At 44.3% G+C, this 24,195-nt stretch carries 15 protein-coding genes; 4 read left to right on the top strand and 11 right to left on the bottom strand.

Going from position 1 to position 24,195, the window contains the following annotated elements:
• Positions 1–10: 10 nt before the first annotated feature.
• The 9 genes from DWZ03_RS00885 to DWZ03_RS00925 form a co-directional block, all read right to left on the bottom strand.
• Positions 11–1,207 (bottom strand): esterase, encoded by a 1,197-nt coding sequence (locus DWZ03_RS00885; RefSeq protein WP_044468058.1) that lies wholly within the window; start codon positions 1,205–1,207, stop codon positions 11–13.
• A gap of 35 nt (positions 1,208–1,242) precedes the next feature.
• The gene (locus DWZ03_RS00890) at positions 1,243–2,784 is read right to left on the bottom strand and encodes a DUF1593 domain-containing protein (RefSeq protein ID WP_005834667.1); all 1,542 of its coding nucleotides are present in this window, start codon (positions 2,782–2,784) and stop codon (positions 1,243–1,245) included.
• A gap of 21 nt (positions 2,785–2,805) precedes the next feature.
• A complete protein-coding gene (locus DWZ03_RS00895) occupies positions 2,806–4,353 on the bottom strand; it encodes a RagB/SusD family nutrient uptake outer membrane protein (RefSeq protein WP_005834665.1) in 1,548 nt (515 codons plus the stop codon).
• 20 nt (positions 4,354–4,373) lie between these two features.
• Positions 4,374–7,430: a SusC/RagA family TonB-linked outer membrane protein gene (locus tag DWZ03_RS00900; protein WP_005834663.1), complete on the bottom strand. Its 3,057-nt coding sequence runs from the start codon at positions 7,428–7,430 to the stop codon at positions 4,374–4,376.
• Positions 7,431–7,504: 74 nt separating this feature from the next.
• Positions 7,505–8,521, bottom strand: a complete 1,017-nt coding sequence (locus DWZ03_RS00905) for a GRP family sugar transporter (RefSeq protein WP_120128475.1) — start codon at positions 8,519–8,521, stop codon at positions 7,505–7,507.
• Positions 8,522–8,556: 35 nt separating this feature from the next.
• A complete protein-coding gene (locus tag DWZ03_RS00910) occupies positions 8,557–9,981 on the bottom strand; it encodes an L-fucose/L-arabinose isomerase family protein (protein WP_005830248.1) in 1,425 nt (474 codons plus the stop codon).
• 38 nt (positions 9,982–10,019) lie between these two features.
• Entirely contained in the window at positions 10,020–11,498 is a 1,479-nt protein-coding gene (locus tag DWZ03_RS00915; protein WP_120128477.1) for an FGGY-family carbohydrate kinase, read from the bottom strand.
• A gap of 48 nt (positions 11,499–11,546) precedes the next feature.
• The gene (locus tag DWZ03_RS00920) at positions 11,547–12,470 is read right to left on the bottom strand and encodes a transketolase family protein (protein ID WP_005834658.1); all 924 of its coding nucleotides are present in this window, start codon (positions 12,468–12,470) and stop codon (positions 11,547–11,549) included.
• A gap of 1 nt (position 12,471) precedes the next feature.
• Positions 12,472–13,305 (bottom strand): transketolase, encoded by an 834-nt coding sequence (locus DWZ03_RS00925; protein ID WP_005830255.1) that lies wholly within the window; start codon positions 13,303–13,305, stop codon positions 12,472–12,474.
• A 254-nt stretch (positions 13,306–13,559) separates the two neighbouring features.
• On the opposite strand from DWZ03_RS00925, the gene ribB reads away from it, so the two are divergent.
• Positions 13,560–14,174: a 3,4-dihydroxy-2-butanone-4-phosphate synthase gene (gene ribB, locus DWZ03_RS00935; RefSeq protein WP_005830259.1), complete on the top strand. Its 615-nt coding sequence runs from the start codon at positions 13,560–13,562 to the stop codon at positions 14,172–14,174.
• Positions 14,175–14,181: 7 nt separating this feature from the next.
• On the top strand, positions 14,182–14,943 hold the full coding sequence (locus tag DWZ03_RS00940) for a DeoR/GlpR family DNA-binding transcription regulator (protein WP_005830261.1): 762 nt from the start codon (positions 14,182–14,184) through the stop codon (positions 14,941–14,943).
• Between the two features lie 79 nt (positions 14,944–15,022).
• On the opposite strand, the gene DWZ03_RS00945 is transcribed toward DWZ03_RS00940, so the two are convergent.
• On the bottom strand, positions 15,023–16,549 hold the full coding sequence (locus tag DWZ03_RS00945) for a MutS-related protein (RefSeq protein ID WP_120128480.1): 1,527 nt from the start codon (positions 16,547–16,549) through the stop codon (positions 15,023–15,025).
• A 138-nt stretch (positions 16,550–16,687) separates the two neighbouring features.
• Here DWZ03_RS00945 and DWZ03_RS00950 point away from each other — a divergent pair, with 138 nt between their 5' ends.
• Positions 16,688–17,791, top strand: coding sequence for a glycoside hydrolase family 43 protein (locus tag DWZ03_RS00950; RefSeq protein WP_044467387.1), 1,104 nt, complete (start codon positions 16,688–16,690; stop codon positions 17,789–17,791).
• Positions 17,792–17,872: 81 nt separating this feature from the next.
• Here DWZ03_RS00950 and DWZ03_RS00955 read toward each other — a convergent pair whose 3' ends face one another.
• A complete protein-coding gene (locus DWZ03_RS00955) occupies positions 17,873–19,870 on the bottom strand; it encodes a glycoside hydrolase family 2 protein (RefSeq protein WP_120128483.1) in 1,998 nt (665 codons plus the stop codon).
• 244 nt (positions 19,871–20,114) lie between these two features.
• Between DWZ03_RS00955 and DWZ03_RS00960 the strand changes: the two genes are divergently transcribed.
• Complete coding sequence (locus tag DWZ03_RS00960; protein WP_120128485.1) at positions 20,115–24,125, top strand: hybrid sensor histidine kinase/response regulator transcription factor; 4,011 nt, start codon at positions 20,115–20,117, stop codon at positions 24,123–24,125.
• Positions 24,126–24,195 lie beyond the last annotated feature (70 nt).

Below are 24,195 nucleotides of genomic sequence, written 5' to 3' on the forward strand. Positions count from 1 at the left end.
GTGTTATGATTTATTTGAACAACTTGGGAGCAAATACAGAGAGATAAATACGCCAGCAAGTCCATACATGCCCACCGGGAGTTTCCATAAACTCATACTTATATCCCTTCTTATCCAAATCGGCGCGATAGGCGGCATTGTTCTTATACAGGAAATCGTCTTTGCCGATACCCAGCCAGTAGAGTTTAGGAGCTTTTTCAAACTGGACAGCCAGCTTCTTGTCCATATCCTGATAAACCGGGCTATTCCGCTGGCCTGCACTCTGGACATTAAGAGCGGCAGAGAACAAACCTACATAATCGAACATATCGGGATAGTTCAAAGAAATATTGGCAGAATGAAAGCCACCCATTGAAAGGCCTGCAATGGCACGGTGTGCCTTGTCTGCCTGCACACGGTAATTACTTTCTACGAACTTCACAATCTCGGGGAAATAGGTTTCAAATGCACCGTCCATGGTTCCGTTCTTCATGTGGTAGGGCTTATAGTAACCCAGGCTGCTTTCACCCGGTGCAGCTTCCATGGCGGCATGTCCATTGGGCATCACGACAATCATCGGTTCAGCCTTGCCTTGTGCTATCAGATTATCGAGAATCTGTGCCGCACGTCCGAAAGTAGTCCATTCGTCTTCATCACCGCCCATGCCATGCAACAAGTAGAGCACAGGATATTTTCTGTTACCGGACTGTTCATAACCCGCCGGTGTGTAGATGTTGATACGGCGATCCATTTTCATGCCATCAGAGTGATACCAACGGTGGGCCAATGTTCCATGAGGCACTTTATTGACCTTATATAAATCAGCCTTGCCATTCCCTACGATGAATACATTGCTTGTTGTGGCAAAGTCACGATAGACATAAACATTGTTGGGGTCTATGGTCGGTACGCCGTCTACCATGAATTCATAACTGTAGAGTTCCGAGTCCAGCGGTTTGGTGGTATAGGTCCAGATTCCTTCGGCATTCTTCGTCATGTCTATCAGGCCTGCGCCCACCATACCGCCAATGTGTTGTCCCTCCGCCCTTTCGGCAAAGTCACCTGCAATCTGTACCTTCTTGGCATCGGGAGCCTTGAAGTTAAAAGTCACTGTGTTGTCTTTATTCACGATTGCAGACTCGAGGTCTTGCGCAACAAACAAGTTCTGCTGGGCAGACATTTGCAGTCCACAAGCTGCCATAAATGCAGCCAATATAATCTTTTTCATTTCAGTTCTTCAAATTAAAGTTCATTGATTCAAGTTCATTCTGCCACTGTAATAATCAGGCGGTGATAGCGGTTCATCTGTGGCGTACCGTTATCCGTAGCTTCCAAAATCAAGTGGATGGTATCACCGGGGTTGGCATCAGCCGGAACAGTAAAAGCTGTATTTGCAGAAGCAGGGTCATCTACCGTTACTTTGCCCCGATATGTACCGGCTGACACATACTGCCACCATTTAATGGTAAGGGCATCCTTATCCGGATCGGTTACAGTGTATTTAAGTTTCAGCTTCTCACCCGGCTTGGCACTCATGGCAAGCGCCCCTTTTATCACCGGCTCATGATTTGCGTCGGCATAGTTTGGAGTGACCGACCATTTAAAGCGGGCAGCCAATCCATTCATTACCGGAGCTGTGAAGTCGGGCAAAGGATAGTGCTCGGCTCTATACTTCATCTGCTCCATGCGCGGAAGATTCTTCACCGAATCGGGAAGGACGGTTCTTCCACCGCACCATCCCCCATAAGTGGGGTCTTCGTGACCACGCAGGCCGTTACCTATCAAATTCAGGAAACAGTAAGTATCGCCTTCAGCCAGATAGGAGCCTTTCGGCTGGATTCCGGTCCAAACCACATAGCCTTGCTTTTTCAATTCATCAACCGTATAACCCGACAAACCGAAGAAATCGAACTTATCACCTTTCACCATCTGCTTACCGTCTCCCCAGACCCGATACATTTCACCGAAAGGACCTTTACTGCGGATGTTCTCCTGCATCCATTCCGGAGAGTAGAAAACCTGATTTTCCTTGGAGGCTCTTAACTGTGCATTATAAGCCAGGCCGACTGTCATCCCCCCCATCTCCATTTGTCTGAGTTCCGGCCAGAAAGGTCGGATATACCGTGCATACGTATCATCCTGATCACCCGAAAGGGAAAGGACCACTTTTCCTATTATCTTCTCACGGATGCCTTTCCAGGCATCGGTATGCTCATAAATATCCTGAATGGACTTCAAGGCACGGGCGATGGTGCTGCCACCTCCCCAAGCATTGATGAATACCGGATCCGTACAATCATCGAGCAATACAGCTTTAATCAGCTCCGACCCCGGAGTGTCCTTGGAAATATCACCGTCGAACTCGATATTACCGATACGCACTTTAGACTTCAGGTATTCGGGAGTCGGATAAGACGGGTCGTGCACTTTCAGATTGGGATATACTTTCTCGTAAGCTTCCACGGCATCGTCAATGAAACGTTCATCCGGATCCCAACGCCAGCTTTCCATAGGTCCGTAGTCTATGCCATTACGGGAATATTCACGTCCAGGCACATACCACTTCGTGCCGTGCCCGTCACCTTTCCAATGGAACTGGCTGCTGGCATAAATCAAGCCTTCCACACGGAAATCCGTACTGAAAAGCAGGAAACGTATCAAAGAGTTCAGGTCATCAAGTTCCGGGTCACAAGTAATGATGACACGCGGTTTTGACGATTTTTCACCGGGCGTCTGCTGTCCGCTCATGCAAACCGGCATCACAGCCATAAGGCCTGATAGGAATAAGCATTTTAATTTATTCATAAACTAAGTTTTATTGATTAATTACCAACCCGGGTTCTGGGTCATATTCTTATTGACATTCATTTCAGTAGCAGGGAACGGAAGCAGTTCATGCTTACCGCTCTTGAAGCCGGCAGAAGCATTTTTCTGTTCATCCCAACTTACACGGCCGTCTTTGTAAAGAGCCGGTCTTTCCTGCCCTCTCTTGGCAAGTACCGTAGCAGCATCACCCCACCGAATCAAATCCTGGTAACGGCAGCCTTCCATCCAAAGCTCCAGACGCTTCTCTTTCTTGATATCATCCATAGAGACGCTGCCCAATGCAGGCAACTGGGCACGGTCACGCACTTTATTCACATATCCGGCAGCCTTACTTGCATTTCCGGACTGAAGACTCGCTTCAGCAGCAAGCAGCAGAACCTCGGCATAACGCATGGCACGGGTATTGTTAGGACAACGCAACCACCAATAGTTGATGACATCTGCTTCATAAACACGGTATTTCCAGCTGAAGTAACCGGCATTGTCCGGCATATAAGCTATGGCATTGCTCAATGAGATACCCATATCCTCCATTTGCCGGTATGTCTTGATAGAGGCATTCAAGCGATAAGTATCTCCCATTTCGACAAACGCATCGTAGCTTTCCTTCGTCGGATTAAAAAATCCCCAGCCGCCATGAGAATAGATTTGAGTAGGCTCATTGAATGCAAGCATGTCTCCACGCCAATGCACATATACCCAAATCATGTTACTCATAATGCCGGTAACATTGTTGGCGTCGTAAACATAATTACTTTCAAACAGACTTTCACAATTCGCCTCGCCTTTGGTAGTCTGGATATTCTCATAATCACTGTAAAGGTCGTACTTCCCGCTATTGATTACCTCATCCAAAACTGTAACAGCAGCACCATAATTCTTCTGGAATACGTATGCCTTGCCCAACAAGGCTTGTGCAAATTGTTTGGTGATACGATAGGTAAAGTTGTCCAAGCTTGTCTTTTCCTCCAAATTGCCACTGTTGACAGCTTCGGTCAAATCTTGGTTCACCAATGCCCAAAGCGCCTCTGTATTACCATTTGCCTGGGAATATTCGTTTGCTTTCAACGGATGGTCCACCAACGGCGGAGTTCCCCAAAGACTGATCAATTCGATGTAGGACATCGCACGGAAAACCTTTGCCTCTGCACGTGCACGAAGCTTAACCTCAGAATCATCGCCTACATACTGCAAAACAATGTTGGCGGCATAAATCACTTTATAAAGATTCGTATACAACGTTTTAATATGGGAAAAATCAGAGTCGAACGTATAAGTCGACAGCAACTGTGCACTGGCAGCCGTCCAGCTTTCCCCTGCCGAATAGCAATCGTCAGAAAGAAGATTCTTCAGCCAGAACGCAGGCGCATAGGTGTCCTTCCAATTGCTATAGCAGGCTATAATGGCTTCTTCCGCATCGGCATCCGTTTTATAGAAATTTTCGAAAGTGCTTACCCCATGCTGCGAAATATCCAGATTGTCCTCACAAGAGGAAAAGAAAGTGCAGCCGGCAAGTAACAGACTTGATAAAATATATTTTGCTTTCATATTTCGTATTGAATTAAAGATTAAAATACTACGTTAAGACCGAGCACGACTTTCTTGCTGGACGGATAAGAGCCCATATCCAAACCCATCGCATTGCCTGTACTCGTAAATTCAGGATCAAATCCGGGATATTTGGTAAATGTGAAGAAGTCGTCTAAAGAACAATACAAACGAAGGTTACTCAAACCCACCTGCTTCAACAAATTCTTAGGCAGGTTATAGCCCAACTGTATCTGCTTGATTTTAAAATATGAACCGTCGAATACAAATTTGGAGCTCTTTAAATACTTATCATAATTGCTGGGATTGGAACGGGCATATTTTGCATTGTCTCCCACAGCAGTCCACCGTCCGTCATAGAATTCCTTCAAGGTATTCGCTTTCATACGGGAAGTACGGTTATAGCCGGCAAACACATCATTGCCATGAGAACCGGAACCAAAGATTGTCAGGTCAAGGCCTTTCCAGGCAGCTGTCAAAGTAATACCATAAGTAAAGTCGGGAATGGCAGAACCGATTTCTGTCTGGTCGGCATCTCCAATAATGTCATCATCATTCTTGTCTTTGAATATTGGGTCACCCGTTTGCGGATCAATACCCGTGCACTCATAACCGCGCATGTACCAAATGGGATGTCCTTCTTCAAAATAATTCATAGTGCCGATACCTGCACTTGTTGTACTGGCAATACGCTCCAATGTTTCATGAAGATAAGTTACTTTATTCTTCAAAGTAGCGATGTTAGCTTTTACACTATAACTGAAATCTTTGATATGATCACGCCATGAGAGTTCAAACTCAAATCCGCTGTTCTTGACATTTCCCGCATTCATAGGTGAAGTAGTGTTACCCACAATCAAAGAAGGAGTAATACCGGTTACAATCAAGTCTTTGGTTTTCTTCTCATAATAGTCAAATCCGAAGCTCAAACGGTCATTCAGCATCCGGAGGTCAATACCCAAGTCTATCTGTTCGGAAGTTTCCCACTTCAAATCATAGTTACCGGTTGCAGATGGCAACGAACCTGTTTCATAAGACACATCACCGGACATTGGATAATTGATTCCAGACAAAATCGTAGCATCATACATATAGTCTGCCAAACCGGCGATACTACCATTCTGTCCCCAGCTTGCACGCAACTTCAAATGAGAGATTGACTTGAGGTTTTCCATAAATTTCTCGTTGGAAAGTACCCAGCCGACAGACACAGCCGGGAAATAGCCCCAACGTTTCTGCAAAGGAAGGATAGACAAGTCGGCTGCATCCGCACGAAGGGTGAATTGGGCAAAATACTTGCCTGCATAGTCATAAGATGCCCGGCCAAAGTAAGAAAGATTGGCATACCTCCGTTTCTCTCCACCACTTACCGTACGGGTGGCAGTACCGGTCCGAAAAGCAAAATAGGCATAATTGGGATCCAACTTGGTAATACCCAAATCAACCTTGTCGCCGGAACGGCTACCATTGATTCCTCCCGTCACTCCAAAGGAAGTATTGGAAGAATAGGACATACCAAGCATCACGTTTACATTGTGCTTATCTGCAAATGTCTTGGTATAGTTGGCAAAGTTTTCCCATTGCCAGTACGTGGTGTTGGAGCTTGTCGCACTTACCGATACATAGTCCTGATAAAGGTCAGAGCAGGTAATGTTAGGCATAACATAGCCGTAGGAATTGCTGTAAGTATAACGGTATCCCAAACGTGAAGTGATGACCAGCTCTTTAATCGGAGTAAAATCCAGATAAGTGGAGCCGCTGAACACAAAACCATCTCTTTTCGTTGTACCACGGTCACGCATAATATACGGATTGATATTATTGGAGTCACCATAAGGGGAAATAGAATAATAATCACCATTGGCATTCTGAAGCAAGGTATGCCCTTGGTTCATATAATTAATCATAGTGTCGGGCAGTTTATCCGGTGTATAGGTAACTGGAGTAAGAGGGTCAAGCTGAATGGCAGACAGCATCAAAGAACCGGTTGCTGAGCCTTCGCTTACAGACTGTACATGATAACGGGAAAATGAATTGTTTGTCGTGAACTTCAACCAATCCTTTACTTTATAATCTGCATTGACAGTGCCGGTAATACGGTCAAAAACGTCCTTATTGCCTACAATGGGACCATTGTTGCTTAAATAAGAAAGCGATGCAAACAGTGAACCATTATCATTGGCCCCTTGGAAATTGACATTGTGACGTTGCATCATGGATGATTCAAACGTTTCTTTCACCCAATCAGTATTTGTCTTTCCATCCCAATACCTATCTATTGTTTCTCTGGGAATAAGATTGCCTTCAGTCATATAATTGACGTATTCCTGAGCATTCAGAATATCAGGAGTACGACCCAAAGACTGGGAGGACAACTGGAAATCATAAGAAATACGGCGGACTCCCTTTTTTGCCTTCCGGGTGGTAATCAAGACAACACCGTTACCGGCCTGGGCGCCATAGATAGCAGCAGAGGCAGCATCCTTCAATACTTCCATACTCTCAATATCGTTCGGATCGAGGTTGCTGATGTCTTTCGTACGCAGACCATCGACTACATACAAAGGATCTGAGCTGGCATTACTGCTATATCCACGGATACGAATGGCGGGATTCGAACCAGGAGCCGCAGATGCAGAAATAATTTGCACACCGGCTGTCTTACCCTGCAAGGCCTGCTCGGCATTGGTAATGGTACGATTTTCAAAATCTTCAGCCTTTACGGAAGAGATGGCCCCCGTTACGGAGCTTTTCTTCTGTACACCATATCCCACTACAACCACTTCATCCAAGGTCTTGTTATCTTCTTTCAGTACTATATTCATAGTACCCGCAGCGGCTTTCTTTTCCTGGGTCACATAACCTATATACGAAAAGACGATAGTGGCGCCCTCATTCACCGACAAGGTATAATTACCATCCAAATCAGTTATGACACCATTTGTCGTACCTTTTTCCAATACACTTACACCAATCATCGGTTCATTAAGTTCATCGGTGATTCTGCCAGATACACTTACATGTTTCTGTGCAAAAACAGATGTCATACCTACCAAAAGGAACAGCACCAAGACCATTAACCTTTTCTGTTTAATTTGTCTTACAATCGTTTTCATTTATTATTATTTTGGGTTAACAATGAATTAAAATATCAGTTTGAAAGCGTAATCAGTACCAGCCCCACAACAAAGAGTACAAACATAGTCGCAATCATAGGTACAGTTCCTTTGGGAGCTCCTTTGAACTCTTTCCATACAAAGAATCCCCAAATCATGGCTACCACCGGTGCGGCATTGCTCAGCGCATAAGCTATGGCCGGATTGGCTGATCCGGCTCCCATAAAGCTGACCACCATACCGCTCATCCAGATAAAGCCGCCCAACATACCGATCAGGTGTGTACGGGTATCACCTTTCAGATAGTCCTTCATTGTGACCTTGTTTCCTTGAGCCGGATGACTCATGGCAAACGTATTGAAAATGGGAGTAGTGATAAGGACACCGGCGGCAAAGCAAAATACGCCGGTATAGGGAGTCAGTGTTCCCGTACCACCCGCAACATACTGGGGATCGAGTGATTTTACAACCAATCCATAGAAAAACATGATGGCCAATCCTGCCACAATAGCCAATAAGATACCTTTTTTAGGGGTGGATGCCTGACTCGCCGACATCTTTCCATAAGCCTTCCCGCAAATGCAGATGGCTACAATGATAACAACTACCCCTATCCAAAGCAATGCCTGGTTTCCGGGGTATACTTCACCGGCCAAAGTTATCAGCAGATAATTAAAAATTATACCGCCTATCCAGGCTAAGCCTCCGCCAATGGGAAACCCTATCGACATACCGGCCACAGCGATGGCTGCCGTCAGAAAGATATTACCGAAATTCCAGACAATACCACCCAACAGTGCATACTTCATACTGTTCCAGTCCATTGCCGCCAAGTCCTCAAAGAAAGTACGGCCTTCACTTCCCAAGCTTCCCAATGTCAGAGCCCCCAACAGAGCCGCGAAAAACAAACCGAAAGCCAAGTCCCAATAGAAAAGCTCGAAACTCCAGCTTTTCGAGGTCACCATCTTCTGCGTATTCGCCCAAGAGCCCCAACAGAGGCAGCAATAGACACAACACAGAATGGCCAAAATATAGTTGTCAACAAGTATCATAATTTATCTTCTGTTGTTTACCGTGTGTTTACTTTTCATTCATGCACATATAGATTCCAGCCCAAATAGTCCTCGATGGCTTCGTTCAGAATTTCCTTCACATCATTGCGAACCATAGCCACATGATGTTCAAAACCATTTTTACAAATATACTTCATCAGAGTCTGCAAGTTATTCACCTTGGTGACAGCTATGCATCCATCCATTCCATACGGGTCATCCGTGATTTCACCAGTACCCAAATAAGCCTTGATAGCGCCTTTTGTATCATCTGTGGAAATACGGAAGAATGTGAAATCACCTTTGGTCACTTTACCATATACGGCACCGAATGTATTGACCTTGCCCAGCGTACGTCCCAAAACGCCCAGTGTACCAAGCTTCAAGTCATTTCTGACAAACGATTTCGGGAAGTTACCGCAATGGGTACATACACATTTGTTCCGGTCTTCTGCAAAATTGTTATTCCAGTCAAGCAATGCCGATTGACCTTGCGCTGCCAATGTCAAAGCATACATGGACACAGCGCCGGCAATATCTACCTCACAAGCGGCAGGAAGTAATTTTTCACCCAGCATACTCATTGTCACACATGCTGCACAACCATAATTTTGTTCCAAAGAGTCCCAACACTGAACAGCAACAGCATCAATCTGATTGGCTTCGATCCAACGTTCTACAGCCACACCGAATTTTGCCTGAAGCACCAGCTTGTCACTATATTCCTTGGGAACTGCCGCATAGCACTTAATTTCTTCAAGCTTCTTCAGCAACTCCGCATCCGTATCCTCAATCTTACGGGCAGCACCGAGTATTTCAGAAAGGTCGACCGGAACGACTGTAATGCCACTCTTCTGTAACAGTTTCTCACTTGCACGTACAGTCTGGAAACCAGCCGGACGAGCACCGATAGCACCGATACGTGCATGGCGCAAGCCATTGACTACACGACAGATACCAGCAAACTTATTGATATCCTTGGCCAGTAATTCGGAGTATATAGAATAGGTGTGTAGCGTGGTATCTGTAAAAGGTATGCCATATTGATACAGATTGTTACAAACAGAAATCTTACCGCAAAAAGCATCACGGCGGCTGTCCAGATCCACCTTGTCGTTCTCGTCGTCACAAGCCTGTACCAAAACGGGGACATTCAAATCGGCCACGCTGATAGCATTGATGATTCCAATCTCAAAGCCAAAGTTGGGCAGGGAAACTATGATACCGTCAATGCGGTCACGATTCTGTCGGAACAGTTCCGCACACTTCAATCCGTCTTCGCGGGTTTCAATACTGCTACTGCCGGTAGGAGTAGCGTCTTCAGGTAAGATCACATAATCATAGCCTTCGTCGGCAAGTGTTTTCAACAATTGTTTGCGAACATCTTTAGCCAATTCTGAATTAAAATAAGCACGAGTGCCGATAATTATACCGAAACACATTCTTTCCTTGTTTTTCATTGTAGATAGTGGGTATTTAAATTATACTTTGAAAATATTTATCTGATTAATTGGTTTACCGCTTTCAACCAGCCTTCACACCATTTTTCTACCTGTGATAGGTTACTTTGCGGCTCTATGCGGTAGCGGCTCCGGCGTAATACGGACACCTGCTCAAAGCTCGTCCATATCTTGCGAGCCATTCCGTTCATTACAACGGCTCCCAAGGCCGAAGCTTCTTCAACATCCGAACAATTGATCGGTACACGTAAGCAGTCGGCCTGGAACTGCATCAGGAATTTATTTTTTGTAGGTCCTCCATCGGCTCTGACTTCTTTCAGCTTTATACCTGCCTGACTGGTCATCGCTCTGACCAAATCATTCACTTGATAGGCTATGGATTCAAGTGCTGCCCTGAGAACATGCGGTTTCCCGGTACCTAAGGTCATCCCTAAAATGGCAGCCTTTACATCCCCTTGCCACCAAGGAGCTCCCAACCCGGCAAAAGCCGGTACGACATACACACCTCCATTGTCTTTTACTGTAGCCGCCAACTCTTCCGCTTCGTCTGGCGAACTAATCATCTGCAATCTCTGTTCTAGCCACTTGATGGTAGCACCAGTACAATGGATATTGCCTTCAAAAGCATAGAATATTTTTCCAAGTGCGGCAAAACCGATGGAAGTGACCAATCCACGGGGAGCAACGGCAGCTTTTTCACCAATATTCACCATCACTGATGAGCCGGTTCCATAAGTGACCTTGCCCAGCCCTTCTTCAAAGCACATCTGACCGGCCAGTGCACCGTGTGAATCCCCCAATACACCGGCTATGACAATAGGATTCTTAAATAATCCTCCCACCGTAGTTTCTCCAAAAACAGCATCACATGGCAGTAATTCAGGTATCATAGTTTCGGGGATGGTAAATAGCTCCAGCAGGTCACTGTCCCATTGCATCGTATGAATATTAAACAAAAGAGTCCTGGAAGCATTGGTATAATCTGTCACATGGCGTTTACCATCAGTCAATTTCCAAATCAGCCACGTATCAATGGTTCCCATCAATAAGTCACCGTTATCAGCAGCCTGACGGGCTCCTTCCACATTGTCAAGTATCCACTTCACACCACTGGCTGAGAAATAAGGATCCAATAGCAAACCGCTTTTCGCCTGTACTATTTCGCTGTACCCACTGGCTTTCAACTCATTACAGATATCAGCACCACGCATGCATTGCCATACCACAGCATTGCATATCGGTTTGCCCGTATGCTTATTCCATACAACCACTGTTTCACGTTGATTGGTGATGGCCAACGAATACATATTGTCTGCCACTTCCTCCTTTATCAGTTCGGCTATACTTTTCTGTACATTCCGATAAATTTCTTCAGCATCATGCTCCACCCATCCGGATTTGGGATAATATTGTTCATGGGTGACATTGACGCGCCTCAGCATTTCACACCTCTCATTGAATAGCATGGCTTTGGTAGCCGAGGTGCTTTGGTCTATTGCAATTATCAGGTTTTCCATTTCAGGTATTATTAAAGGCTAATTGATTTCAAATTTATCGAATCGGAGTTACTTAAGGAAGTCAAGGGCAGTTTTCACGATACCGGATGAGTCGAGTCCATAATGGGCAAAAATTTCCAGGGAGTTCCCATGCACCACATTCTCATCAGGGATACCCAGGATTTTCACCGGTACGGGATGCTCGGATATGATTTCAGTCACCATCGCCCCAAGACCTCCATACTGGCTATGCTCCTCAACCGTGATGATTCGCCCGGTTTCGGAAGCGGCTTTCAAAACAGCTTCCTCATCACAAGGTTTAATAGAGGACATATCCAATACCCGGGCCGAAATACCATATTCGCGTAACTTCAAAGCCGCCTGACGTGTGTGGTATACGGTTTCACCGGTTCCGATAATAGTCAGATCTGTTCCGTCCAGCAACATGTTGGCCTTACCTATGGCAAAATCAAAATCATCATTTTCATAGACATCGGGAACTGCTGCACGACCTACACGTACATAAACCGGTTCGGGATAATCAACCAAAAGCTCAACCAGTTTTTTAGTCTGTCGGGCATCGCAAGGTAACACGATATTCATTCCGGGAAAAGTACGCAGCACGGCAATGTCGTGTAAGCTATGATGGGTAGCCCCCAAAGCTCCGTAAGCTACTCCTCCACTTACTCCCAATATTTTTACGTTGTTCTGGCTATAAGCCAAGTCCACCTTTACCTGTTCCAAGCTACGAGCCACATAAAAACAAGCCGGACCACATACAAACACTTTCTTTCCGCTATGAGCCAACCCGGCTGAAATACCCACAGCATCCTGCTCCGCAATACCACACTCCACGAATTGCTGCGGCAATTCTTTGGCAAAATCATTTAACGTCACCGAGCCACGGGCATCCGTCGTCACAGCAATGATGTCCTTGTCCATCCGAGCCAATGACAACAAAGTGTCGGTGAAACTTTTTCTGCAAGCTATCATATCAATTATATTCTAAATCCTTAATTCTTTCTGATATTTCTTGAATGGCCTGTTCATACTGTTCGTTACTCGGAACCCCATGATGCCATTTAGCTACCCCTTCCATGAAAGATACTCCTTTCCCTTTTGTCGTATGAGCCACCAGCAAATGAGGGTGACGGTTTGCATAATCAATGGAACGGAAAGTCCGGATAATATCTTCCATGTCGTCACCATTCATATCCTTTACCTCCCAGCCGAATGCCGTCCAGCGATCATGGATATCATCAATTCCCATCACATCTTCCGTATTTCCGCTAATCTGCAAATGATTACGGTCTATTATAGCCACCAAATTATCTAATCTATACTGCCGGGCAGCCATTGCTGCTTCGTAGATGGAACCTTCACCCTGTTCACCATCCCCCATCAACACATAGGTTTTATAATCCCTGTTGTCCATTTTGGCAGCTATCGCTATACCTACCCCAACAGACAAACCATGTCCCAAGGCTCCGGTATTCACTTCAATACCCGGAACTCCGATAGTGGGATGTCCCGAAAGGATAGAGCCATATTGTCCCAATGTATCCAAAATGCCTTCTGTTATAAACCCTTTGGATTCCAGCGTCACATACAAAGCCTCCACACAATGCCCCTTGCTCAAAATGAAACGGTCACGCAAATCATCTTTAGGACTGTCCGCATTCACATTCATCACATCAAAGTAAAGAGCCGTAAGAACATTGAGGCAAGACAAATCTCCGCCGATATGACCGGCTTTTGCCTTATAGATAATTTCAATTAATCTTTTTCGATTCCTTTCTGATTGAAGAGTCAATTCTTTTGTTTTCATAGCTTATTTGCTTTCATTTCTTTGCAAAGAAAACAAACAAAAACCACAAAACGAAAGAAAACGAAAGTTTTCCATTGTTTATTAACATGTTTTATAATTAGACCAGGGCGAAAAACGAAACAAATAAATAAAAAAGAGAAAGGAACTACAGTGCAAAAGATAATATATAGAATAAAAAAGAAGAAAAACAGCAAGAATAGACTTTCATTTGACTTTTTCTGACTACCTTTGCGGAAAAATTAAATGATTATACAATGCTCAATACTGTAGACGAAGGAATAGAAGCGGTTCGACAAGGGAAAATAGTGATAGTTGTCGATGATGAAAATAGAGAAAACGAAGGCGATTTTATTGTATCCGGTGAAAAAATAACTCCTGACATTGTTAACTTCATGATTACACACGGAAGAGGGCTTCTTTGTGTACCGCTACCGCGTTCACGTTGCAAAGAACTCCAACTGCCCCCAATGTCGGAAGACAACACTTCCCTTTTAGGCACGCCGTTCACCATGTCCGTCGATCTGAAGGGCTATGGCTGCACAACGGGAGTTTCCGCCTATGACCGCTCCGCTACCATACGTGCTTTGGTTACCGGTAATATAAAGCCCTCGGAACTGGCACGTCCCGGACACATTTTCCCCCTTTACGGACATGAGGACGGAGTATTGGGACGTGACGGACATACAGAAGCATTACTCGACCTGACAAGAATGGCAGGATTGACACCCGGCGGCGCTCTCATTGAAATACTGAACCAGGATGGGACAATGGCCCGCTTGCCACAACTACTTGAAATGGCAAAAAAGTTCCGACTGAAGATTATAGCGATCAAAGATATACAGGATTATCGTAGAAACAACAATATATAAAGTAGATATGGCACTAAACCAAAGAAGAGTCAAGATTCTGGACCTTATCCGCGAAGACGGGCATGCAAAAGTTCAAGAATTAAGCAGGATTTTCAATGTAACGGATGTAACAATCAGACAAGACCTGGAAGCCCTTGAAAAATTAGGGTATATCCAAAGAGAACACGGCGGAGCCTTCCTGAAGGATGTGGGCTCATTTGCAAAAACCGGAAAGGTTTTCAATCAGACCCATATTGAGGAAAAAAGAGAAATAGCCCAAAAAGCAGCGTCGTTTATCAGTGAAGGTGAATGTATCATTCTCGACTCCGGTTCTACTACCACAGAAATAGCCAAACTACTTACACAATACAAAGAGCTGACCGTCATTACCAATGCTCTGAACATAGCACTTATATTGGGCGAAAATCCAGGCATCAACCTCATTGTGACAGGAGGAGAATTCAAAGCACCCACCCTTTCATTGACAGGAAAGATGGCAGCCGATTCACTCAAAGGTTTCCATGCCAACAAACTATTCCTTGCCACAGCAGGAATATCCCCAGACATGAGTCTGACCTATCCGAGCCTCAGCGATCTGATGGTTAAATCGGCCATGATAAAAGCCGCCGAGGAAGTCATTCTGGTAGCTGATTCCTCCAAGATAGGAATTAGTGCATTTGCCAGTTTAGGTTCAATATCTATGGTAAATTCTTTCATCACAGACAGCAATATCTCGGAAGAGAATATCGAAAAGATGAAAGAAAAGAACATAAACCTTCTAATTGGATAACTTAAAAGATTACCCCTTCCAGAAGATATTGAACAGACAATATAGTAACGATTGGAATAAGGAACAATTAGAAGTAAAACTATAAAACATGTTTTTTAGCCAGCCGATACGCTTCCCCGACCACTTCCTTCGGATAACCGCACATCTCGATAATCCGGATGGCATTACGTTCCGTCGCCGGTCCCGGTTTCAGCTTATAATCAAAAGACAAGGTATTGTCGGCAACACATTCACAAAAATGAAACGATTCATATTCGTTCTCAAGTAAGGAAGCCAGTTCAACGTCGTGAGTGGAAGCAAACACGATACTGTTCTTGTGTGCCAAAGCAGATAGCACAGCTTTGGCTATAGCTATCCGTTCCACCGTGTTCGTCCCTTTGAACAACTCATCCAGCAGGAAAAGCTGCCTACGTCCCTTTCCGACCTCCAGCATCTCTCGAACAATCTGTACCTCCTGCAGAAAGAAACTTTTTCCTTCCATCAGACTATCCTCCAGATGGATAGCAGAAAACAATGCGGTATCCATGGGAAAACGAAAACTGCGGGCGAAACAAGTATGGAACACTTGTGCGGAAAGCAGGTTAAGTCCGATAGCACGGATAAAGGTTGTCTTACCAGACATATTGGAGCCGGTAACAAGGACAGAACTGCCACAAAGCGTAATGTCATTGGGGATACAATGCTCTATAAGCGGATGATAAAGGCCCTCTGCATGAAGCGTTTCACCCTCGTCACAAGCTTCCGGAAGAGTATAATAGGGCAGCCCATCCCGAAGCTCGGAAACAGAGCAAAGCGCATCCACCAATCCAAAATAGCGGAAAACCTCTTCAATCTGTTCTTGCCTGCCCTGCAATAGAAAGAAAGCCTTGGAAACCGGAATAACCTCCCGCAGGAAAAACACATTCACCATCTCGATGAAGAAATAAGCAAGAATGGCGATGTCGCTCTCCAGCTTGATACTGAAACGGAAAGTGGAAAGTTGCTTTCGTAACGGACGCAGCGCCTGCAAAGTCTTTTGGATATCCCGATGCACCGATACACACAACGGAATCTGTGCCAGCCTCTCCGCTTGCCTGAGCAGCAGCCATAACTGAGGGATGGAAAAGAAATAGCCCTGAATCCGTGCCTTGCTGCGATAGTGCAATACCATGTTCACCAATACCGATATACACAATAACCCCAGAACGTAAAGCGAAGATGTAACATAAACCATCCCTGACAAAACAAAAGGCACGAACTGCAATATACTTAGCAAACGGTAAAAGCGGTGGGAATATATGGGATGGGAAATGGAAAACAACGATGCAATGGCGCAAGCATCCGGCGTATCCAGTTTCTGCAACTCCGACCGGATTTCTGCACGCAACTCCTTGTCGGCAGAGAGTTCGCGAATCACTTCCTCCTGTTCCGAAATCTCCGAAAGGCGGTTGTAATGCAACAAGTCGTAGAGGTACTGTCGGCCCACACAAGAAGAGGTACGGTCGGCCCATTCGAAAAAGTCATCCAGATTGAGGTCGTCCCAGGTTTTCTGTGACACCAAATGTTCTTTCTCCTTCACCGACCGGTACTCGTGGTATAGCGATATATCCGAAAATGACTGTCCCATCAAAGAATTATTTAGAATGATGCACAAAAATAATGAAAAGCTTGCATTCTATCTAATTTCCTTGCAGCTTTCCCTATATTGTGTTTACTTTGCAGATACAAACACTTTTCGTTACTTCAACATTTAAATTCTAACAAGATGAAGCACACCCTTTTCACATTGGCACTGGTCTTATTGGCTCTGCTGTCAGCATCATGCGGAGATAAGAAAAAAGTAGTATATCAGAACCCACTTCCCATGGCCTTCGGAGACCCGTTCCTCCTGAAAGCTTCCGACGGGAAATTCTATATGTACGGGACGGGGGGAGTACAGAACGGCTTCAAAGTATATTCCTCCGATGACCTGGTGACATGGAAAGATGAGGGTCCCGTCTATCAAGGCGGCACATCCGACTCATGGGCCACCGACTGTTTCTGGGCGCCCGAAGTGTATGAGCGCGACGGCAAATACTACTTATGGTTCAGCGCCAACTGGAAGGAAAACCCCACTCAGGAGCAAGAGAACTTCCGTATCGGCGTAGCCGTAGCCGATAAACCCACCGGGCCTTTCAAAGATTTGTCCGACCGCCCGGTATTCGACCCCGGCTATCCTATCATCGACGCAAACATACTCTTTGACGATGCATCCGGAAAGACCTACCTCTACTACTCCCGCTGCTGCTACAAACATGCCGTCGAGAGCGAAGTCTCAGCATGGGCCAAAACAAAGGGCTGGTTTGACGAGATTGAGGAGAGCTGGATTTACGGCGTGGAGCTGAAACCGGATTTCTCCGGTGTCATCGGAGAGCCGGTAGCATTGCTTTGCCCGCCCAAAACGATGGACGACCCTCAAGCGAAATGGGAGAACCGTTCGGTGACTACACATGAGGTCAACAGACGCTGGACAGAAGGTTCGTATATGGTGAAACACGGGAATCTCTATTACATGCTTTACTCTGCAAACTTCTTCGGAGGAAAGAATTATGCGGTGGGCTATGCAACCTCCCAAAGTCCTTTAGGCCCATTCACAAAGGCTGCCAACAATCCGGTGCTGCAAAAGAACACAGAGCAAGGCGGCATCGTGACCGGAACCGGGCATTGTATGCTCATCGACATTCACAATCGGCTCTACTGTGTCTACCATGGACGCACCGAAACCACCGGTGACGAACGAATGGTATTCATCGACCTCATAGACATCCAACCAGACGGGAAACTGGTAGTCCACGGACCGAATACGGATTTACAGAAAATCACATATTAAAGCTATCAGGCGCAGACTGTACAGCATTTCACGGTTCATTATTCCCCGTGGCTCTCCTATACATTCCGCGCCTGATGAAAATTAAAAAGGACATATCCATACACAACAATCCGCTCCATATTTGTTCCTGACTTCAATTCTATTTTCACCGGTATCCAATACAATGCCTTTCCATTCCAGTACATTTACGGAATCAGGTTTTGCAGTCCCATATGCTTTGCCATTGATATACAATTTGGCAGCTCCGCTATTGCTGAATACTTGCACATCAACGGTTTTGCGGGTTCTGTTTACCAATCGTTTTCCTGCGATATATACAAACTTATCTTCTTGATTCCAGTTTGCCTTATAAAAGTAAAAGGCATCTTTCTTTATTTTCCGGTCGTAAGTCACCAGCCCCTTATCGTTGCGTCCCATAATGGATCCCTCCCTACGGCCTGCCGCCGAAAAGTCGAACATGCACCAGATGAAGTTGCACCACAAGAATTCGCGTTCCTGAAGCTGTTTCCAATTCTCCACATGATAATAAGTCTGCCAGTTTTCGGGATGCCATTGCCCCCACGGTTCCGGATGCCTCAGCGAGTCCTCCTGCTGGAATACGCATGCCCCGGCACCATACTCGCTGATGCCCATCTTCCGCTCCGGATGTGCTGCATGCTCGCGGTCTATCCAGCGCCCCATGTCATCCATGTTGTCGCCATACCAGCCGAAATACTTGTTGAAAGCAATCAGGTCGGTGAATCCGTTGAAGTCGTCATCCTGATTACTGGCTCCCATAGTGGGACGGCTCGGGTCCAACTGACGGGCCAAAGCATGAAGCTCTGCCGCCATACGCGAAGGACGGTCCAGCCAACCGGAATTTATCTCATTGAACAGCCCCCAGAACAAAATGCAGGGGTGATTGTAGTTCTGTAAAATCAGTTCCTTCAATTGCAGGCGCAAGTTTTCATCATAAGCAGGATTATTCACATAAACATTGACAAAAGGAATCTCAGCCCATGCCACCAGTCCCCGCTTGTCCATCTGTTGATGCATGTATTTGGCTTGCGGATAGTGACAAAGACGCACGGCATTGCATCCCATTTCCTGCATCAAGTCCAAATCTTCATCATGGTCTTGCGGATAAAATACCGAAGCGCGTTCTGCCCTATCCTGATGCCGGTTCACGCCATTCAAGCGATAAGGCTTTCCATTCAGGAAGAAACCTTTCTCCGCATCGGCATGAAAGTAGCGGAAACCTATCTCTTCTTCGCGGCGGTCTATCTCTTTTCCATCCTTACGCAATATCACCACTCCTTTATATAAATAGGGATTCTTCACTCCATCCCACAAATGAGGCCTTTCAAGCACTATGTCCATCATCACCTTTTTATCCTCACCCACCTCTGCACTGGCAACACGGCAAAGCAACTTTTCCTTGTCATATAGTCGAAACTCCACCTCGCAACCGGTCACAGTAGTTTCCCTTGCCGAAAGCAGTGCTTCAATTTTCAAATGGGCCTTTTTCTCCGATACATCGGACTGAGTGAAGAATACACCTGAAGAGGCATAATAAGCAGGTTCTATGCAGACATCCTCCGTCACCAGCAGTTCCACCCCCCGATACAACCCACCAAACATATTGAAGTCGCCGCAAATGGGAGCGACATCCATAGTCTGAGCATTGCTGACACGAATTTCCAATACACTTTCTGTTCCCGGGACCAGGAAATCAGTCAATTCTGCCACAAATGCCGTATAACCACCCTTATGTTGCATCACAAAATGATGGTCGATAAAAATGTCGGCAACCGTCTGTGCAGCCATCACTTTCAAGAAAAAACGTTTGCCCCGATAATGGGCAGGAACAGACAACTTACGACTGTAATTGCATAATCCCCTATAATAATCGGCATTGCCAAACATGCCATCGCCCGCATTCCAAGTGTGAGGCAAAGTAACCTTCACTATTTCCGAAGCAGGTGCCTGAAAACCCCGGTGGAAATTCCATCCTTCATTCAGTGGAATCACCTCTACGGCAAATACACATGTTGACAATATTCCCAAAGAGAATAAAAATAAAATGATGAATCTGTTCATTTTCGATAAAGTATTAGAAGGTTAATCATATTGGCAGGAACCAGTCCTTCCCTGCAAAGGTATGAAATAAATGTTGAATAATAAATGAGAAAAACACTTCAAGACACGCAAGACAACAAACGGATGGCATGTTTAAGACTTATACGACCGCGATGCAACATTACAGACCTATTAATGCAACATATTTACGTTTATTTAAATAAGATATTGCTATCTTTGAGAATTCAATTTCAGATTATATAGTATGTCTTTTACAAACTATTTACACAAATTAGTGTTCCCCCTCATTATTCTGTTACTGGCTTATCTGCCGTTAGCAGGACAAACTCCGTATGTATTTCGCCATCTGAAAGTAGAAAACGGGCTTTCAAACAATAACGTAAAAACCATATTGAAAGACTGTGAAGGCTTTTTATGGATAGGGACCGCCAATGGATTGAACCGATACGACGGATATAGCTTTAAAGTGTATCAACCCAAAGAAAAAGACATCCATTCTTTATTGTCTAACGACATCTGGAACTTACAGGAAGACGGTTTGGGCAATTTGTGGATTGGAAGCGAGGCAAGATATTGTATATACGACCGAGACAAAGACAACTTCATTACCGATATTCCCTCATACCTCCTTAAAATAGGCATCCAGATAAATGGTACCTACAAAGTACATGTTGACAAAAGACACAATTTATGGGTACTGCAAGGCCAAAATGTTTTTTACTTCAATTTTTCTCATAAAACCCTTAAAACATTCAAAATAGAAAACTTTCCAGAAGAAACTCCGGAACTGAGTATCAGCGATGATGGTGAAAACCTATATCTTCTTTGGAATTCGACCTTATTGAAACTAGAGAACAACGCAAAGAAATGTAAACGGGTAGATAACATCAGCTTACCCTCCAACTCTATTATCGAAAAGCACATATACACTGATTATCATGGAGGCATCTGGCTATATTCATATACCGATGAACAAATATTCTATAAGAAAAACATAAAATCGGAATGGAACCAAATCAATCTCCATTCCAAAATAGAGACAAAAAGTAATGCGGTAAGGAGCATACTGGATGACTCGAACGGACATGTCTGGATAGGAACGGACCATAAAGGAGTATTCATTTATGACTACGTAAATGATAACCTTGTCAACCTCCTGAATACCCCTATGTCTTCCACATCCCTTGCTTCCAACAGAATAAATACAATCTACCGTGATGATTCAGGCGTCATTTGGTTAGGAAATTTCAAAAAAGGAGTTTCTTATTATCACGAAAGCTTCCATGAATTTATTGATACCCAGCATAAAGAATGCGGTGATATAGCCTCCATTTTAGAGGATAAGGCCGGAAACATTTGGCTGGGAACAGATGGGAACGGACTTTATGTAAAAGAAAAGCAAAAAGGATTTGCCATTCGCAAACTATCCATCCCCGACATAGCCATCATCAGTCTTCTCGAAGACCATAAAGGACGGATTTGGGCAGGAAGTTATCAAGACGGATTGTTCTGCTATGAGAACAACAGTATTCGCCATTTTACTCCAGAGAACAGCCAACTGCCATACAGTGGCGTATGGAGTATGAAGGAAGACCGATATGGAAACTTATGGATAGGTTATGTACTGGAAACTTTGGTTTGTTTTAATCCGGACGCAAATACTGCGACAAGTTATCTACTACCTGATGGGAATAATATCAATGTACTCAATATCTGTTATGACTATGGAGACAAAATGTATATCGGGACTACATACGGACTCTGTGTAATGGACATCGTGACGAGAAAACCCGAAATGATTTATGCCAATCGAAAAGAGACACAGCCATTCAAGCAGCTCTTCATTTCCACTGTATTCAAGGACGACAGAGATATATTGTGGTTAGCCCATAAACAAGGATTGACTGCCTGGGACTTAAAAAATGATTCACTACACTGGTTCGACGTAAACAACGGATTGTGTGACAATCTCATTAACAGTATAACCCAAGACAATCATGGTAACATGTGGCTTGCAACAAGTAACGGATTGTCTATATTGGAAGTAACCCCAGACACCCAGGAAGGAGTAGACTTTTCTTTCAAGAATCTTTCTACCAGAGACGGATTGCCAGAAAATCATTTCAACTCCCATTCCGCTTGTAAATTGTCCAGCGGAGATTTACTGCTGGGAGGCACCAGTGGCTATACATCTATAAATCCGAACAAGCTGACCGAAAAGAGCCGACCGCTGGCAAAGGTGTATTTTACAAATCTGACCATTGGCAATCAACATATAGAAGTAGACTCAATATATGAAGGGCGTAAACTATTAACAACTGTACTTGGCAGAGCCCCATCATTGTCTGTCAGATATGACGATTATTTAATCTCCATCGAATTTGCCGCAGGCGATTTGCTGAATGCTGATAAAATAAGATATGCCTATAAACTGAAAGGATTAAATACCCAATGGTACTATACAAACGAAAACAAAGTGGCTTTCACCACCCTTCCTCCTGGCAATTACAAACTATTGATTAAAGCTTGTAACAGTGACGGTATATGGAATGACGAAGCTAGTGAGTTGAATATAACCGTTTCATCTCCAATATATTTAAGTAATGTTGCTATCATCTTATACATATTGTTTGCCATTGGTATGATATCCTATGTAATATACCGATTCAAAAAGCATCACTACATAAGACTGGAGCAACAACGAGCAAAACTGGAGCAAGAACAAAAGTTGCTCCTGAATGAGATGAAGCTAAAGTTCTTTACAAATATAAGTCATGACTTACGTACACCACTGACGCTTATCATTAGCCCGTTACAAATGTTATTATCAGAAACCCTGGATGACGGAATACGCAAAAAACTAAATACAATCAATAAAAATGCACAGCTATTACTTACATCAATAAATTCTCTGCTTGATTTCCGGAAACTGGATGTAGGAGCCGAGACAGCCCATTACAAATCGGGAGATATTGTCAACTTTATCCGCGAGATTTGCAGTACTTTTCAAGAGTATGCTCTTGACCATACCATCAACTTCTGTTTCATGTGCGAAGTAGAAAACCTGAACATGTCCTTCGATCCGGTTAAAATAAAAAAAGTAATGAACAACTTGTTGTCCAATGCCTTCAAATACACTCCTGATAAAGGAGAAATCAATGTACATCTTTATCGCGAAGATGACAATGTATGTATCTGTGTGGCAGACAACGGACAAGGTATCATAGACAAAGACAAGAAACATATCTTCGAACGTTTTTATCAAGTGCAACAAACTTCGGAAAAAACCGGCAGTGGAATCGGCCTGCATATTGCAAACGAGTATGTACATCTACACAAAGGAACAATCTCCGTTACAGACAATTTTCCTAAAGGTTCCGTATTTACCGTTAAATTGCCTATCGTCACATATGCCAGTGAAAAGGAGGAATTACTTCCGGAACTGCTAAACAATGACAAAGCTCCGAATGAGCTTCCCGTTCCAAATGCGGAAGAATTGCGGTATACCATCTTGTTGGTGGACGACAACAAGGATTTCTGTAGTTTCATGTCTGAATACCTGTCCGATGAATACGCCATACAGGTTGCCTACAATGGAGCAGAGGCATTGAAGATATTAGAAAAAAACAGTGTCAATATTGTAATAAGCGACATCATGATGCCAGTGATGAATGGAACAGAGCTATGTCGGCAAATCAAAACAAACATGCAATGGTCCCACATTCCCGTTATATTGCTTACAGCCCGTATGGCAGAAGAATACAAAAGTGAAGGATTTGAGCAAGGAGCCGATGACTATATCGTAAAGCCTTTTGACTTCAAATTACTAAAGCTGCGCATCAGGAAATTTATTGAATGGACAGAAAAAAGCCATCGTAAATTCAGTCAGAAAATAGAAGTGACACCTAATGAAATAACAATCACTCCACTAGACGAACAATTTATTGAAAAAGCTATCAAAATAGTAGAAGAGCGCATGAGTGATTCCGACTTCTCTGTGGAAATGTTAGGAGCAGAATTGGGGTTGAGTCGTAGCCATCTCTACAAAAAGCTGATGTGTATCACCGGTAAAGGTCCGGCAGAATTCATCCGGATTATCCGTTTGAAGCGCAGTAAGCAACTTCTAAAGGAAAGCCAGAAACAAATTGCAGAAATTGCCTATGAGGTGGGATTCAGTTCTCCAAAAAGGTTCACTGTAAACTTCAAAAATGAATTTGGAATATCACCATCTGATTACATCCGCAGTCTAAAATGATAACTTGAAACATAAAGGTATGTTATTTGAGACATGATAGACCTATGCTATTATGATAACTTTCCATATT

Origin of the sequence: Bacteroides sp. AF29-11 (assembly GCF_003602895.1) — a bacterium.
GTDB classification, from domain to species: domain Bacteria; phylum Bacteroidota; class Bacteroidia; order Bacteroidales; family Bacteroidaceae; genus Bacteroides; species Bacteroides uniformis.